This is a genomic window from Rhodopseudomonas boonkerdii (assembly GCF_021184025.1).
Lineage (GTDB): Bacteria > Pseudomonadota > Alphaproteobacteria > Rhizobiales > Xanthobacteraceae > Tardiphaga > Tardiphaga boonkerdii.
Window position 1 is genome coordinate 3897053 of the sequence record NZ_CP036537.1, and the last position, 14045, is coordinate 3911097.

Annotated in this window: 18 protein-coding genes; 8 read left to right on the forward strand and 10 right to left on the reverse strand. The window is 62.0% G+C overall.

All coding sequences use genetic code 11. The features are described 5' to 3' along the window. Positions 1–140: 140 nt before the first annotated feature. Positions 141–839: a DUF899 family protein gene (locus tag E0H22_RS17925; protein ID WP_233022346.1), complete on the reverse strand. Its 699-nt coding sequence runs from the start codon at positions 837–839 to the stop codon at positions 141–143. A 127-nt stretch (positions 840–966) separates the two neighbouring features. On the opposite strand from E0H22_RS17925, the gene E0H22_RS17930 reads away from it, so the two are divergent. From E0H22_RS17930 to E0H22_RS17940, 3 genes are all read left to right on the forward strand, one after another. Next, positions 967–1524: a DUF6886 family protein gene (locus tag E0H22_RS17930; RefSeq protein WP_233022347.1), complete on the forward strand. Its 558-nt coding sequence runs from the start codon at positions 967–969 to the stop codon at positions 1522–1524. Between the two features lie 874 nt (positions 1525–2398). Then, a complete protein-coding gene (locus tag E0H22_RS17935) occupies positions 2399–2902 on the forward strand; it encodes an RrF2 family transcriptional regulator (protein WP_233022348.1) in 504 nt (167 codons plus the stop codon). A 28-nt stretch (positions 2903–2930) separates the two neighbouring features. Next, positions 2931–3392, forward strand: coding sequence for a carboxymuconolactone decarboxylase family protein (locus tag E0H22_RS17940; RefSeq protein WP_233022349.1), 462 nt, complete (start codon positions 2931–2933; stop codon positions 3390–3392). A 147-nt stretch (positions 3393–3539) separates the two neighbouring features. Here the strand turns inward: E0H22_RS17940 and E0H22_RS17945 are convergent, their stop codons facing one another. Together E0H22_RS17945 and E0H22_RS17950 are read right to left on the reverse strand one after the other, a co-directional pair. Beyond that, entirely contained in the window at positions 3540–3818 is a 279-nt protein-coding gene (locus E0H22_RS17945) for a hypothetical protein (protein WP_233022350.1), read from the reverse strand. After that, positions 3815–4117, reverse strand: a complete 303-nt coding sequence (locus tag E0H22_RS17950) for a hypothetical protein (RefSeq protein WP_233022351.1) — start codon at positions 4115–4117, stop codon at positions 3815–3817. Before E0H22_RS17950 ends, E0H22_RS17945 begins: the two co-directional genes overlap by 4 nt. A 161-nt stretch (positions 4118–4278) precedes the next feature. Here E0H22_RS17950 and E0H22_RS17955 point away from each other — a divergent pair, with 161 nt between their 5' ends. Next, positions 4279–4677 (forward strand): PRC-barrel domain-containing protein, encoded by a 399-nt coding sequence (locus E0H22_RS17955; protein ID WP_233022352.1) that lies wholly within the window; start codon positions 4279–4281, stop codon positions 4675–4677. A gap of 173 nt (positions 4678–4850) precedes the next feature. Continuing rightward, positions 4851–5039 carry a hypothetical protein gene (locus E0H22_RS17960; protein WP_233022353.1) on the forward strand — a complete coding sequence of 63 codons (189 nt, stop codon included), beginning with the start codon at positions 4851–4853 and terminating at the stop codon, positions 5037–5039. A gap of 103 nt (positions 5040–5142) precedes the next feature. On the opposite strand, the gene E0H22_RS17965 is transcribed toward E0H22_RS17960, so the two are convergent. Continuing rightward, positions 5143–5394 carry a GlsB/YeaQ/YmgE family stress response membrane protein gene (locus E0H22_RS17965; protein ID WP_233026415.1) on the reverse strand — a complete coding sequence of 84 codons (252 nt, stop codon included), beginning with the start codon at positions 5392–5394 and terminating at the stop codon, positions 5143–5145. 615 nt (positions 5395–6009) lie between these two features. Here E0H22_RS17965 and E0H22_RS17970 point away from each other — a divergent pair. Continuing rightward, positions 6010–6969 carry a DUF2336 domain-containing protein gene (locus E0H22_RS17970; protein WP_233022354.1) on the forward strand — a complete coding sequence of 320 codons (960 nt, stop codon included), beginning with the start codon at positions 6010–6012 and terminating at the stop codon, positions 6967–6969. A gap of 192 nt (positions 6970–7161) precedes the next feature. Here the strand turns inward: E0H22_RS17970 and E0H22_RS17975 are convergent, their stop codons facing one another. From E0H22_RS17975 to E0H22_RS17985, 3 genes are read right to left on the reverse strand one after another with little or no spacing between them, the layout of a single operon-like run. Continuing rightward, positions 7162–7509 (reverse strand): DUF1491 family protein, encoded by a 348-nt coding sequence (locus E0H22_RS17975; RefSeq protein ID WP_233022355.1) that lies wholly within the window; start codon positions 7507–7509, stop codon positions 7162–7164. Positions 7510–7542: 33 nt separating this feature from the next. After that, positions 7543–8259 (reverse strand): peptidoglycan-binding domain-containing protein, encoded by a 717-nt coding sequence (locus E0H22_RS17980; RefSeq protein WP_233022356.1) that lies wholly within the window; start codon positions 8257–8259, stop codon positions 7543–7545. Beyond that, positions 8252–10087, reverse strand: a complete 1836-nt coding sequence (locus E0H22_RS17985) for a PAS domain-containing sensor histidine kinase (protein ID WP_233022357.1) — start codon at positions 10085–10087, stop codon at positions 8252–8254. Before E0H22_RS17985 ends, E0H22_RS17980 begins: the two co-directional genes overlap by 8 nt. Positions 10088–10614: 527 nt before the next feature. Between E0H22_RS17985 and E0H22_RS17990 the strand changes: the two genes are divergently transcribed. Both E0H22_RS17990 and E0H22_RS17995 read left to right on the forward strand, forming a co-directional pair. Next, entirely contained in the window at positions 10615–11016 is a 402-nt protein-coding gene (locus E0H22_RS17990; RefSeq protein WP_233022358.1) for a DUF5330 domain-containing protein, read from the forward strand. Positions 11017–11106: 90 nt separating this feature from the next. Continuing rightward, positions 11107–11541 carry a SufE family protein gene (locus E0H22_RS17995; protein WP_233022359.1) on the forward strand — a complete coding sequence of 145 codons (435 nt, stop codon included), beginning with the start codon at positions 11107–11109 and terminating at the stop codon, positions 11539–11541. A 25-nt stretch (positions 11542–11566) separates the two neighbouring features. Here the strand turns inward: E0H22_RS17995 and E0H22_RS18000 are convergent, their stop codons facing one another. The 3 genes from E0H22_RS18000 to E0H22_RS18010 all read right to left on the reverse strand — a co-directional run bounded on the left by E0H22_RS18000 (position 11567) and on the right by E0H22_RS18010 (position 13776). Then, positions 11567–12163: a DUF6456 domain-containing protein gene (locus E0H22_RS18000; RefSeq protein ID WP_233022360.1), complete on the reverse strand. Its 597-nt coding sequence runs from the start codon at positions 12161–12163 to the stop codon at positions 11567–11569. 217 nt (positions 12164–12380) lie between these two features. Then, positions 12381–12803 (reverse strand): Ros/MucR family transcriptional regulator, encoded by a 423-nt coding sequence (locus E0H22_RS18005; protein WP_233022361.1) that lies wholly within the window; start codon positions 12801–12803, stop codon positions 12381–12383. A 28-nt stretch (positions 12804–12831) separates the two neighbouring features. Next, positions 12832–13776 (reverse strand): hypothetical protein, encoded by a 945-nt coding sequence (locus E0H22_RS18010; protein ID WP_233022362.1) that lies wholly within the window; start codon positions 13774–13776, stop codon positions 12832–12834. Positions 13777–14045: the final 269 nt, after the last annotated feature.

The window sequence follows — 14045 nt, forward strand, 5'->3', positions numbered from 1 at the left end:
CGATAGGCGGCGGCCCGAGCGGTCCACCGACCGTTCTTGGGGGAAGATTAGGACCGCCAGCTTGCCGGGGACTGGTCTGCCGCGGCGCCCGCGCGGGCGCCATCGCGGCGCCCGCCGGCCGTCTTAAACTTCGGTAATCATTAATATTTCAGCTTCGGATACCAGTCGGTTCCACGGCCTTCCGGGGTGCAATCGAGGACGGTCCAGATCGGCATCAGATCGGGGGCGCCGCGCGGATCCTGACCGGGATCGGCGGTCGCGCCGCTCATTTCACCGGCCCAGAAATGCCGGATCCGACCATCCCGGCGGGTGAAAATATTGAAGGCGGCATCGTCCCCGCCGTCCTTGGTCAGCCCGAAATAGTCGCGACTGAAGTTGCCGGAGATGTCCGAGAACAACGGCAGGTGGTGCCAGCCGCGCTCGCGCTTGAAGGCCGTGAGTCGTTCGATGGGCGAACGCGCGATCACGGCCAGCGCGACCCGCTGGAGAATGTCGGGCACCTCGCCGTCCCAGGCAGACAGCAGTGACGTGCACATCGGACAGGGCCGCTCTCGCTGCGGACCGAACATGTAGGAGTAAGTGACAAGAGTCTGCTTGTCGCCGAACAAGCCTTCGAACGACACCGGCCCGCTCTCGCCGATGAACTGATAGTTCGCAGTCACCTCGCCGCCATCAGGCAAAGCGCGACGAAGCGCGGCGACCCGCTCGATATGACGGCGCAGCTCGATCTCCTCGATCAGCAATGCGTTGCGGGCGGAGCGGTAATCCGCGCTCTCGTTGGGGAAACGGTAGGTGTTCGATTTCACGAGTTCGGCAGCGGGGATCAGGGAACCGGTCATGACGTATCCTCCGTGAGTTTGATGAAGCGCGCGTGAGTACAAGACGCTCCGGAACCGGCGATGCCGACAGGGTCCCAGAAGATTCAAGAGATTGACGGCTCCGCGCACGCTCCTGCATGAATGACGCATGCGCCTGTTTCACTTCAGCGACCGCAACGACATCGAAGTCTTCATGCCGCTCCCGGTCGAAACGCCGGTGCAGCGGCCGCATGAGCAAGAATGGCTCAACGGACCGCTGGTCTGGGCGATCGATGACTGGCATCAAGCAATGTATCTGTTTCCGCGCGACTGCCCGCGCGTGCTCGTCTGGCCCGTGGAAACGACAACGCCAGAATATCTGGCGGCCTACAAGAAGATGACCTCCTGCCGGATGGTCGCGCATATCGAACTTGGATGGCTGGACCGCCTGTCTCACGCCACCATCTATCGCTACGAGTTCGCGGCCGATGGATTTAAATCGTTGGACGATGCGGGCATGTGGGTGTCGCCATCGCCAATGATGCCTGTGAATGTCGAGCGCATCGACAATATGGAAAAAGCCTTGAGCGACGCCGGCGTGGAGCTCCGCGTATTGCCGTCGCTGACGACTCTGGAGCCGCTGTGGGAAACATCGCTCCATGTCAGCGGCATCGGTCTCAGCCGTGCGAAGGACCGACCAATCACACTGCCGCGCCCTGTAAATTAGCGCTGCGCTTTCTTCTCCCTCCCCCAAGCGTGGCGCAGCCACGCGCCGTGGGGAGGGTGGCGCGAGCCTGACGAAGCGAAGCTTCGTTGGGGCGAGTGACGGGTGGGGTCTCTCACCAAGATAGGACGTCACATGGGCGCCCCACCCCGGCCCTCCCCACTGCGCGGCTTCGCCGCTTGAGAGGGAGAACTACTCTCGGCGCGTCGCTGCTATGCGAATGTCAAACAGCCCCGTGATGTCCTGAACCCATGCGATCCCGTTCTCGCGGCGCTTGCGCGCCCGAGGTGTGAGCATTCCTTTCACCCTCTCCTTAAAAGAGGGCGCACGGAACGCCGGGTGCCCAAAGCACCCATGGCCTGTGCGCTTGATGCGGTCGTCCGCATGGAATGCGCCCAGGACTTCCGGAGACCCCAGGCAAGTGCCCAGCGTTCCGCGCGCGATGGTGCTTCCGGTTGCTTCGTGCTCTCCCGGGTGCTGACTGGTCACCCTCGGTTGAGTGTGTTTCTCAAGGCCGGTTGACCTGAGAACCCTCCACCTTCGTGCCTCTGAGGCACGGGACGGCACGACTTGGCCGGCGCTCGCGGCGTCGTCATCAGCGCTTCCGGATCGCAACTCACAGCACCTCTCGGCACCGCCCTGTCACGCCCTTCCCCGCCTGACGCCTAAGAGCGTCACCGCATCCCACCTCGCAGATCGTGACGATCGCGAACCACCCCTCTCAGTGAGGCGGGACGGGATGGATAATAATCCTTTACGGAAAATCGTCAAGCACAAATCGTGAACATTTTCCCATGGCTGCTTGCGGCATCACCCGCGTTGACTCCCGAACTAATCATGGATACTAGATATCCATGATTAGTTCGGAGCTGCCTCGGTGAAGATGAGCGATGGTGTCGAGCAGGCCATTCACAGCGTGGCCATGATGGCCGGGCTGACGGCTGACGGCGTGCTCTCCGCAGCGGCGCTCGCGGAATATCACGGCGTCTCCACCAGCTATCTGCTGAAGCATCTGCAGGCCTTGTCGGGCGCCGGCATCGTGGTCACCAAGCCGGGTCCGACCGGCGGCTATCGTCTCGCCCGTGCGCCCAGGGAGATCACGCTGCTCGATGTGGTGCTGGCGATCGAGGGACCCGCTCCAGCCTTCCGGTGCGCCGAGATCCGCCAGCGCGGCCCCAATCCGCTGCCGGGCAAGCCGAAGATGCCGTGCTCGATCAATGCCGCGATGCTGCGCGCCGAGCGCATCTATCGCAGCGAACTCGCGAAGGTCACCCTCGCCGACGTGCTCGGCGACCTCCGCATCAAGGACGAGGACGGCGCCATCGCCGCACGTGGCTGCGCCTTTCTCGAACTCAACGAACGGCGCCGCAGCGCCAACTGATTTCCCCGCCAACTTGAGAGAGACCGTCATGCAACCGCGCATCAACTTCGCCAAGGCTTCCCCCGACTCTTACAAGGCTGTCGCAGCACTCGATCGCTATGTGGTGAAAGAGAGCGGCCTCGACGCTGCAATCATTCACCTCATCAAGCTGCGCGCATCGATCATCAATGGCTGCGCCTATTGCGTCGACATGCATGTGAAAGAGTCGCGTCACGACGGACTCAGCGAGCAATGGATCAATCTGATGTCGGTATGGCGGGAATCGACCGTCTATACGCCGCGCGAACGCGCGCTGCTCGGCTGGGTCGATGCGGTGACACTGATCGCCCAGACCCAGGCGCCGGACGACGCCTATGACGAACTCCGCAAACACTTCTCGGAAGACGAAAGCGTGAAGATCACCACCGCCATCGGCGCCATCAATGTGTGGAACAGAATCGCCGTTGCCTTCCGCATCCCGCATCCAGTCGATGCGAAAGCCGCAGCTTGATCACATCTTTGTAGGGTGGGCAAAGGCGCAAAGCGCCGTGCCCACCATCAAGTGATGTGCATGCGATGGTAGATCCGTTATTTCTCACGCGCCCTTGGCGCCGGCGACAGTCTCGCGGCTGGCGACGCTGCCGTTCTTCTGGCTGCGTTATTTCGATCGCCTGGCCGTCTCGCCGATGATCTCGGTGATCTGTTCGGCCGTCCAATGACCGTAGTTGCGCACCATGTTTCCGGTCGCGGCGCCGTTTTTGTGCAGAGGATCGAAGACCACCAGGTCGAAATCCTCGCCGATGTTCGCCGGCAGCGCGCGGCTATCGGCCACGATGTCGGGTTGGACTTCCGGCCGGATGTCGATGTAGGTGGCGCACGGATGCGCCTTGTTGAACCAGACAGCCCGGTTGCCGGCGGACAGGTCGAGCACCTTCATGCCGCGCCTCCCGTGCCGTCCTTGGAGCGAAGTGCGGGAGCCCAATCCTGCAACGCCTGTCGGCCGGATGGGGTCAGGTACCATCGCTTCTCCCGACGCGAGTAATTAGGGCTGTAGCCTGTCAGGCCAGCGATAAGACCGAGCTTGCGCAACCGATCTCGCGTTGAAGTGCCCGGCAACGAGACGCCGATATGCTCGCGTTCAAGCTTTGTGAGGATATCGATATCGGCTGGCCGCAGCCTGTAATCGGTATCGGGCTGGGCAGCGCCGCGGTCCTGGGAAGAAGCCGCCGCACTCATCGCGATCCTCCCGAGGACTAGGGCACCGTCGCGTCGAGCCCTCTGCCTCGGCCGGGTAGACAGCGTTTAAGGCCTTTCGGATTTTCGGTCGGCGCTCCGAAAGCTTTGGAACCAAGCTTGTGTTGGTACGTTGCTCGGTCCCTACCAACAAGGAGACTATCGTGAAAAAGCTTGCTCTTGTGACTGTCGCTCTCGCTGCACTCGCCACCCCGGCCCTCGCTCAGACCGCAGCGACCACTACAGGCAGTGCGCCGGCGGAAGCGAAGTTCTCCACGGTCGGCAAGGACGAAATGTTTTCGTCCAAGCTGAAGGGTTTGAACATCACCAATCAGGCGAACGAGACTGTCGGCGAGATCACTGACATCGCCATCAAGAACGAGAAGATCGATGCACTGATCCTGTCCGTCGGCGGCTTCCTGGGGGTGGGCGAGCGCTATGTCGCGGTGTCGCCGGCATCGGTTGCGATCACCCACGATGTGAAGAACGACAAATGGGTCGCAAAGATGAACACCACGAAGGATGCGCTGAAGGCGGCGCCGGAATTCAAGTATCCTAAGTAAGAGCGGAGCGCGCAGCTCGCAGCAGCCTTTCTGCGAGGTGTGAGTAACTAACAAAGCGCTTGCTTTGGGGTCGTTCCCTTGACATAGTGGGGACAATCCAAATTCGTCTGAAAGTGTTGACCCGCCCGGCGCCCGCCGCGGCGGGTTTTCGCTTCCATGGGCACAGCTATGTAATGTCGCTGCACACCAATTATCCGACCCGAGCTATCGGTCGTTCCGTCGATCATCACGCCATCAAGGTTCATGCATTCAACGATCAAGGGATCGTTGTGGCGAGCGTCGATGATCCGCGTCTCGATGCGTTTGAGCGTCAGTTCCTGAAGAACGTTGGTTCAAAGCTCTATGGTCCGAAGGCAAGTTGATCCGCTACAACATGCGATGCGCTTCGGCTCAAGGTCATTAGCGCCAGGCCCTGCGAACGAAGCGCAAACGAGTGAGGCGCCGTGGTGAAACGGCGCCTTCTGATTAAGCTCGGATAGCCCGAGCGCCCCAAATCAAAATGCAGGCTCCAATAAATCCTGCAATGAGGTAGCCAATCCAGCCGCCGAACCCAATGCCGACCAAGCCCAATAGAAAGCTGGCGACCGCTGCGCCGACGATGCCGAGAAGAATATTTGTGAAGATGCCGGTATCGCTCTTCATGAAGTTTGACGCGATCCAGCCCGCTAGCCCACCGATGATAATAGCTGCAATCCAGCCAACGCCGGCATCGCTCATGGTGCAGTCTCCTTGTGAGGTTTTGATTCCGTGTATTGGTTCCAGCGCGGGAACTAACGAAAGCGCCGCACTTCGGTTCCCACGGTAAAGCGTACGCTCATCGCGCAGATCGTTGTAGAGGTCGCCCATGTCACCCATGGTCAGCCTCGTCCGTCCTGCGGGTTCATGGAAAGAGCCGGGTGCCGCGCTCTCAGGCGGATTGAAGCAATCAACCCGGCGCAGCATCACCCACGACGTGCCTTTCTGCTGGTGCGACACACCGTGACCGAACAGTGGCTCCCAATAGGGCGCGAGCAGCGCAAGGACGGTGCCCAGCCGGCGCGTATGCTCGTTCCACTTGAAGGCCATCAGGCCATTGTCTTTGACGATCCGGTGAGCTTCCTTGGGCAAATCCCGCGCGGGCCGATGCCGCAGGTGGCGTCTATTTCTTGGGACGCCGCACCGAACGGGCGATCCGCGCCGGGCAGCATGCCCCTACGAAGGCCAGCACTGACGGTATTTGGCGGCCGGATGACATAACCTGCCATGGAACCGTCCCGGCACCTCCATGGTTAAGAGGCTCTTAATCGGTCGGTCGTAATTTGAGGCAAAGCAGCCTCAGTCAGCGTTCCGACCATGACCACTCCGCCCATGATTCCAGGCTTCGACGGCCTGATGACGCTATCGCGCCGCGAAGGTGTCGATATTCGTCCGACCTTGCTGCGGGTGCTGACCGATCTTTATGTCCAGGCGCCGAGCCACACCGCGGACGAAGAGAAGCAGTTCGTCGAACTGGCCTCACGGCTGCTCGACCAGGTGGATGATGCCACGCGCGCTGCGGTGCGCGCCCGGTTGTCGATCTATCCAAACAGCCCGCGCGTGATCCTCGATCAGCTCGCGCTGCAACCGGTGCCTGCCTCACCGTCCCCTGCGCCAGACGTATCTGTGCCGACCTTGTCGCAGCCCGCTCCGCCGCCATCACGCATCGTCAACCGGACGATGCAGCCGAACGATGCCGCCGAAATCAGCAATCTGTTCTTCGCCGCCAATGCCTCCGAGCGCGCAAAGATGCTGCATAATCTCGCGGATACGCCACTGCAGCCGTCCGCACGCATTCCACTAGCGCGCGCCGAGCGCGCGATGCATATTCTGGAAATGGCAGCTTTCGCCGAGGACCGCGAAAACTTCGCGCGCGAAATCGGCGAAGCGCTCATATTGCCGATGGCGATCGCCGATCAGGTGGTCAACGATCCCGGCGGCGAGCCGCTCGCCTGCTGCGCCAAGGCACTCGGCATGCATGGCGCGATCTTCCAGCGCGTGCTGCTGTTCCTCAATCCGGAATTCGGCGCCTCGGTGAACAATGTGTACCGGCTATCGCGGATGTACGACGTGCTGACCGAGCGTGCGGCGCTGATCATGGTCGCCGCCTGGCGCGGCGCGCATCTCGCAGCTACCCGCGCGAAATTCCGCCCGACCCTGTATGACGACGAACGTCAGCGCGTCCGTGCGGCGACACCGACGGCGCGTCCGAGCATCCAGCCCAGCGCGCAGCCGGGTGCGGACATCACGCGGACGCGGAACAATTCGGGCAACTAGAGTATTTCTGACCATGATAAAATCGTGTCCCGGGCGCGCTGCGGCGTCAGGCGATGCGCCGCATCGCCAACGCTGCTGCGCAGAACCGGGACCGTGCAAAGCTCGGCGTTTGTTGCGGTCCCGGCTCTGCGAAGCGGCATAAAGAATGCCGCATCGCGTCCGGGACACGATTCCATCAAAGCAGGAACTGCTCTAGCCTTTGGCCAGATCGAGGAAATGCCGCCCGGCCTTGTCCTCGATCTCGACGATCCAGAGATCCGGATCGAAGCCGATCTCCTTCTGCAGCCGTTCTTCGATTTTCAGCTCCTCCACCGGCTGCGGCGGCGATGGCGCGAAAACCCGATCGATCGGACGGCTGTCGTCATATGCGGTCTGTGGCGCAGGCGTATAGAGGATGGCGCTGCCATCGAGCAGCGCGAGCTTGACGAAAATCGCTCCCGCTTCCTCTGCTCCGCGCCGGCGCACGGCACCGAACACGCCTTCGGTCTGGCAGCGGCGCAGATAGGCAGCCACCCATATTGCTGATTTCAAACGGCTCATGTTGATGACGATACGCCAGCCGTCGCGCAATCGCTAGTTAATCACCCGGCCGGTCACGGTGCCGAGCTCCTGGACCAGACGGTCGGACATCTGGCCAGTCACCGGCAGCTTGCGTTCGCGCTCGAAGCGCTGGATGGCGGCAGATGTATCCGAACCGACATTGCCTGTCGGCTTCAGCTGGCCATAGCCGTATTCGGTGAGCGCGCGCTGGACGGCGGCGATGCGACGGGTGTTGGTGATGAGATCGCCGAGCGGATCGGACTTGCCGGCATTTGGAATGGCAACCGGCGGACGCTGAACCGATTGGGTCGTCGCCGGTGCAGCGGTCGCCTTGACCAAATTGCCCATGGCATCGCCGCCACGCGGCTCGGCAGGCCTGGCGACCACCGACGGCTTCGCATCACTCACCGGATTGACCGGCCTGGCGTCGATCATGCGGGAATCGAGTTTCGCATCCGACGAGGTCAATGTCGCATCGCTCGGCCGCGGCTTCGGCAACGGGTTTGCAGCCGGTGCGGGCAACGCGACCACAGTGCTGGAGCCGAACATCGGCGACGGATGATGACCTTTCTGCAGAAAGATCGCGTTCGCGATAATCGCACTGACGGCGGAGAAGGCGATCAGGCCGGCGATCATGTCCTTCGGGCTGTGCAGCACCATGCGCATCAGCAGCCCGCGCTCGGCCGGCTCTTCGATGGCAACGGCACGCGCACGCTTCGACTTGGCGGATTTCGGACTCGCTTTAGGCACTCTTCTTCACCTGATGGATCGTCTCGGAAGATGCACTGCGCGAGGCAGCGCTGACAATATTGAGGGACGTGATGTTGCTTGGCGCAGCTTGCGGCGCCGCATAATCCAGCGGCAGCGCGACAGTGACGCTGGTCCCCTCTCCGACGCGGCTCTGCACCTGCATGTCACCGCCATGCATGCCGACAAGGCTCTTGACGATCGACAGGCCGAGGCCGGTGCCCTCATGGCGGCGCTGGTGATAGGTCTCGCCAGCCTGGAAGAACGGATCGCCAATGCGTGCGAGATCGTCTGCGGCGATGCCGACACCGGTGTCGCGCACGCGTACGACCAGACGTGCCCCCTCGACCCCTGCGGTGACGGTAACGCTGCCGCCGCGCTCGGTGAACTTGATGGCGTTAGAGACGAGATTGAGCAGGATCTGACGGAAGGCACGCGGATCGCCGTTGATCTCCGGAAGATCCTTCGGCGCATCGGTGATCAGATCGACGCCGTTATCGCTCGCCTTCAGCGCCAGCAGATTGCAGCAATTGATCAGCGCGGAACGCGGGGCGAACGGCTCGGGCGCCAGCTCGAAGCTGCCGGATTCAAGCTTCGACATATCGAGAATGCCGTTGACGACCGACAGCAGATGCTGGCCGGAATCGTTAATCAACCGTGCATATTCCTGACGCTTGGCTGCATCCAGCATCAGGATATCTTCCTGCGCGATCATTTCGGAGAAACCGATAATGGCGTTCAGCGGCGTACGCAGTTCGTGGCTCATGGTAGCCAGGAAGCGTGTCTTCGACGCATCGGCGCGCTCGGCCGCGATCCTTGCCTCTTCCAGCGCCTGCTGCTGTAGCTTGCGGTCGGTGACGTCGCGCAGCACAGCGACGACTTCGGTCTCGGCGTTGGCCGGCGCCGGACGATCGCTTGTGCCCTCCAGCGGCCGGCAGCGCATCTCAACCCAGATAAAGGCGCCGGCTTCGCCGCGCGCACCATCACGGCGCAGGCGGAATTCGACGCTGCGCGCCTCGCCGCCGCGCGCCGCATCGGACAATGCGGTGAGATAGGCCGGCCGATCGACGACATGAACGCGGTCGAACAGGCCGTGGCCGAGCAATCGCTGCGGCTGCACACCCACCAGCGTTTCTGCAGCAGGCGAAATGAACTGCACTGTGCCATTGGGACGATGGCGCGAGATCACATCGCTCATATGGGTGGCCAGCAGACGATAGCGGCCTTCCTCGACATTGAGGAGCGACACGCTGGTGCGTGCCAGCGACTCCGCACCGAAAGCGAGGCCGGCGGCGTAAAGCGTCGCCGAAGCAATGCCGAAAGTCATAAAGACGGCGTGGCTGGTGCCCGCTTCCGCGGCCGGCAGCCAATCGAGCGCGGTCAGGATCACCAGCGCCGCGACGCAAGAGATGGCGATGCCCGATGCAACGGCGACAATCCGGCGCGATGCCGACAGCGCCGCCTCGATCGGCAGGACGACGAGCCAGATCGCGGCGAAACTCGCGATACCGCCGGTAAAGATCGCCACCATCATCACGAGACCGGCGACGGCGATCGAAGACATGATCTGCGCGCTCTCGTAACGGCCGGTTCGCGACAGGAAATAGGACAGCAGGATCGGTGCGATCAGCCACGCGAAGACAATGACTTCAAGCGCCGCAGGCGCACCGCGCATGGCGAGATAGACAGGGAATGCCGCGAGGGCGACGAGGCTGCCAAGCAGCCGCGGTGCCATGAAGGCGCGATGACGCGCGCTCGTCAGTGCATCGTAGCGCACGGACGGGTGCAGCATCGCATCAAGACAGTCTCTGATGATGTTCAACACTGTCACTCGTTTCGCTTCGACATACTCGTCTGCATCGACGCGTCGAAACGCCTCCTTCAACACCGGGCCAACCTGTCAGAGCGACATTAAACGAACGCTAAGACGATCGAGGACCTGACGATGCCTAACGCGCAAGTCTCGATTTGAAGGGAGTTTTCGCGTTTTCGTTCGCGCATTGTGGTGAACGGAAACTTTCACCGCAGCAGGTATGGTTTCGAAAGTGTGGACGCGCGCTCCCGTCATTTCGCGTGGTGATATCTCAGCCGTCATCCCGGCGAACGCCGGGATCCATAGACACTGGAAAATAACAAGAGCGCGAGGCCGATGAAGTGCTTCAACGCAGCTTTCGAGGTTATGGGTCCCGGCTTTCGCTGGGACGACACACGCCATCAATCAAAAATTTACGCCATCTCCAATCGCATCGATTTTCGTCGAATTAATCGCTTTGCAAATACTCGAAGTTTATCGACAGCGCCTAGCTTCGATATCGACGGTAATCACTCGCAACGACTGGACGAGACGACGGGGTTTTCATGTTCTTCCTGCTGCGCATGGCATTCTGGATCGGGCTCGTGCTCGTGCTGCTGCCGCGGGACCACACGCCGGAGGCCGACAAGGCGATGCCACAGGTCGGCGCCTCCGACGCGATCTCGGCGGCAACGGCAGCCGCGTCCGATATGAGTCAGTTCTGCAAGCGCCAACCGGCCGCGTGCGAAGTCGGCGGCAATGCTGCGGCCTATATCGGGGAACGCGCGAAAGAAGGCGCGCGAAAGGTCTATCAGATCATCACCGAGAAGAAGCCAGATCATACCGGCTCGATCGGCGAAGGCGGGAATCAAGACCACAACATGGCGGTGACCGCGAAGCCGGATACGCTGACGCAGGACGATCTCGTCGTGGACTGGCAGTCGCCAGACGCGCCGCCGGCGCCGTAAGCGCCGGTTCCCATCGACAAATGCCGGAACCCCGGTCGCATTCGATGCAAATCGCCCCTATATAGGGCTGACATTCGCATCAAGGCTGCCATGACCACGACCATCGACGACATCCGCGCCAATTTTGAACTGCTTGACGACTGGGACGATCGTTATCGCTATGTGATCGAGCTCGGCCGGACGCTGGCGCCGATGCCCGAGAACGAGCACTCCGCCGCCAACAAGGTCAATGGCTGCGCCAGCCAGGTCTGGCTGGCACGCAAGGTGGCAACCAACGACAAGGGCACGCCGGTACTGAGCTATCTCGGCGACAGCGACGCGCATATCGTCCGCGGTCTCATCGCGATCCTGCTCGCGCTGTATTCCGATCGCACACCGAACGACATTCTCGAAACCGATGCGATCGGGGTGTTCGACGAACTCGGCTTTCGCGAGCATTTGACCCCGCAGCGCTCCAACGGCCTGCGCTCGATGGTCGAGCGCATCCGGAACGACGCGCGCGAGGCGCTGGAAACGGCGGGCTGAGACGATCTCGTAGCAGAATGCCGCCTCACACTTCGAACGCCACTCCTTCTGCCAGCCACGTCCGCAGCTTCGCCGGGCCGCCCTTCGCCTCGCCTGCAAAACCATAGTGCCGCGCCAGCCGATCAAGGCCGAGTTGCAGCACCACCTTGGCCGATCGCGCCGGCCAGTTCCGTTCGCGCTCGACATCCTCGAGGCCGCGCAGGAAGCAGCAGACATCGATCAAGATCCCGGCGAATTCCGGACCGCAGGCATCGAGCGCATGCCCGACACGCTGTCGTGAGGCCAACATCACATCCGTCGTCTCGCCGGGGCTCAGACCTGAGCCGCGCGGACGGCCGCCGGTCGGTGCGGTCCAGCTGGCGGTGACGCGCGGGGCCATATTGGCGCGGGTGAAATCGGCGCGCAGCTTCTCCCCGGCGATGAACTGATGCGGGGCAATCAGGCTGCGCCCGTCCCGCCCCTTGCGGCGGGCGAGCCAGGCCAAGGGGCTCTCGCTGTCATTCACCAGCACGCTGGCAATGCCGTCCTCAGTGAGAATCTGCCGCGTCTCCAGCGACATATGGCGGGCCCGGTGCGGGTCGATCTGTTCGGGACGCTCGCGGCGATCTTTTGATGTTCTCATTTTGTTCTCCATACGAAAACATAAACTCATGAGTCATCGTGTTTCGCAAGCGAAATATTGGATCAACTTCCTATTTGTGGATTAAGTCCGCAGTCCGGCACTGCCGGTACGGGCCCAAGCCGGAGCGTTGCATACCGCGCTGCCGGCTCGGGATTGCTCGGTCAAGTTTTCGTCCCGATTTGTTCGCCAAAAATTCTCACGAGATGGAACCCTGTACCTACTTGCGGCGCTTGCGCTGCTGGCCGAGGCCCATCTGCTTGGCGAGCTGCGAGCGCGCCACCGCGTAGTTCGGTGCCACCATCGGATAATCGGCCGGCAGTCCCCATTTTTCGCGGTACTGCTCGGGGGTCATCCCGTATTGGGTGCGCAGGTGGCGCTTCAGTGATTTGAAGCGTTTGCCGTCCTCAAGACAGACGAGATATTCGGCCGTCACCGACTTTTTCACCGGCACGGCCGGCTTGGCCGGCGCCTGTTCAGCCAGCACGGGGGCCGCGCCATTGCCGGACACCCGTGTCAGGGCGCCGTGGACCTGATTGATCAGCGCCGGCAGTTCCGCCGCAGGCACGGGATTGTTGCCGACATAGGCGGAGACGATGGTCGCCGTCAGCTCGATGAAGCTCTTCGCAGGAGTATCGCTCATGGCGCCATCTTTCGAGGGGAAGGTCGCGTCAGCTGCGATTTTCGAGATGTTCGCGCAATTCGTCGATGGAGGCGAAGCGCATCAAGCCTTCCGGCATTTGTGCCTCGATGGAACCGTCGGAATAGAGCGAATAGGCCATACCGTCGACCACGCCGGATTTCAGCACGGTAACGCCGGGAGCGCGGGCTGGAGCAGCGGGTAGCGGTTCGTCACGATCCGGGATCTCGCTTGGATCGGGCACCCGGTCGCCGAACCGATCCGCATGAGTGGCAGAAGCGCGCGCGGCCTGGCGGATCGCATCGGAAAAACGGGGACGGTCGGGCTGCGGCGAAGGACGCCCCCCTCGCGGCCACGCATCCTCGAAGCTCGATGCCTCATCCACCTGCTGAGAATCGTCGGGGCGGCGCGTTTCCTCGCGTGGCGGCGAAGGTGGCGGTGCCGACAGATCGAGCTCCAGCGCTTGCGCGACGGCGTCGGTGCGATCCTTCTCGCGGTCACGGCGGGTCGAGGTGAACAACAGATTGCGCCGCTTCGGCTCTTCGGCCGGACTGTTCGTAGCAACAAGACGCTCGCGATCGCGCAACACCTCGTCCTGCCACGGCGGCACGCCCGGTTCCGGGCCCGCCGGCACCGGCGGTGCGGATGGCGGAAGCGTTTCGCGGCTGAAAAACGGCGGAACGGGTGCCTCCTCGCTTTCGTCGTCGGTTTCTCGAGGAGTCGGTGGCAGCTTCAGTTCCCGGCGGGGCAACGGCGCTGCGGCGGACGGAGCGGTTTCTGCGAGCGACGCGGCCAGCCTGCGCATCTCGCGCACCACCAAGCCGAGGCTGATCATGATCAGGCCAGTACAGACCCCGACCGAACCGGTGAGGATCAGTGTGTTGCCGAACCCGAATTCCTTGACCGGAATACCAAATCCGATCGCGGCAAGGCCCGCCAGGATCACCCCTATCCCGGCTATCAGCAGCACTATCATGGTCTTCAAACTCCTGGACGGACACCCCGCGAGTCTCGTCACATGCACACGATAGCGTCATATGACACAGTTCGCCAAACGCCAATTTTGCGTTCAGTGTTTGCGGTAAATTACAACGGCTGAACAACTTTCAGGCGCCGCTTCCCATCCCAGCCACCGCACCCACCCGTCGTTCCATTCGCGGAACGGCTAAAAAACAAAGCTTTTGTTGTTGCGCTGCACGTAATTTAAGAGAATTTCAGCCACAATTCTCAATTACTCCAAAGTAC

Bases quoted from the DNA above. Each gene is read 5' to 3' on its own strand.
- E0H22_RS17925 (WP_233022346.1), bottom strand. From the start codon at position 839: ATGACCGGTTCCCTGATCCCCGCTGCCGAACTCGTGAAATCGAACACC.
- E0H22_RS17930 (WP_233022347.1), top strand. From the start codon at position 967: ATGCGCCTGTTTCACTTCAGCGACCGCAACGACATCGAAGTCTTCATG.
- E0H22_RS17940 (WP_233022349.1), top strand. From the start codon at position 2,931: ATGCAACCGCGCATCAACTTCGCCAAGGCTTCCCCCGACTCTTACAAG.
- E0H22_RS17945 (WP_233022350.1), bottom strand. From the start codon at position 3,818: ATGAAGGTGCTCGACCTGTCCGCCGGCAACCGGGCTGTCTGGTTCAAC.
- E0H22_RS17950 (WP_233022351.1), bottom strand. From the start codon at position 4,117: ATGAGTGCGGCGGCTTCTTCCCAGGACCGCGGCGCTGCCCAGCCCGAT.
- E0H22_RS17960 (WP_233022353.1), top strand. From the start codon at position 4,851: ATGTCGCTGCACACCAATTATCCGACCCGAGCTATCGGTCGTTCCGTC.
- E0H22_RS17965 (WP_233026415.1), bottom strand. From the start codon at position 5,394: ATGAGCGATGCCGGCGTTGGCTGGATTGCAGCTATTATCATCGGTGGG.
- E0H22_RS17970 (WP_233022354.1), top strand. From the start codon at position 6,010: ATGACCACTCCGCCCATGATTCCAGGCTTCGACGGCCTGATGACGCTA.
- E0H22_RS17975 (WP_233022355.1), bottom strand. From the start codon at position 7,509: ATGAGCCGTTTGAAATCAGCAATATGGGTGGCTGCCTATCTGCGCCGC.
- E0H22_RS17990 (WP_233022358.1), top strand. From the start codon at position 10,615: ATGTTCTTCCTGCTGCGCATGGCATTCTGGATCGGGCTCGTGCTCGTG.
- E0H22_RS17995 (WP_233022359.1), top strand. From the start codon at position 11,107: ATGACCACGACCATCGACGACATCCGCGCCAATTTTGAACTGCTTGAC.
- E0H22_RS18000 (WP_233022360.1), bottom strand. From the start codon at position 12,163: ATGAGAACATCAAAAGATCGCCGCGAGCGTCCCGAACAGATCGACCCG.
- E0H22_RS18005 (WP_233022361.1), bottom strand. From the start codon at position 12,803: ATGAGCGATACTCCTGCGAAGAGCTTCATCGAGCTGACGGCGACCATC.
- E0H22_RS18010 (WP_233022362.1), bottom strand. From the start codon at position 13,776: ATGATAGTGCTGCTGATAGCCGGGATAGGGGTGATCCTGGCGGGCCTT.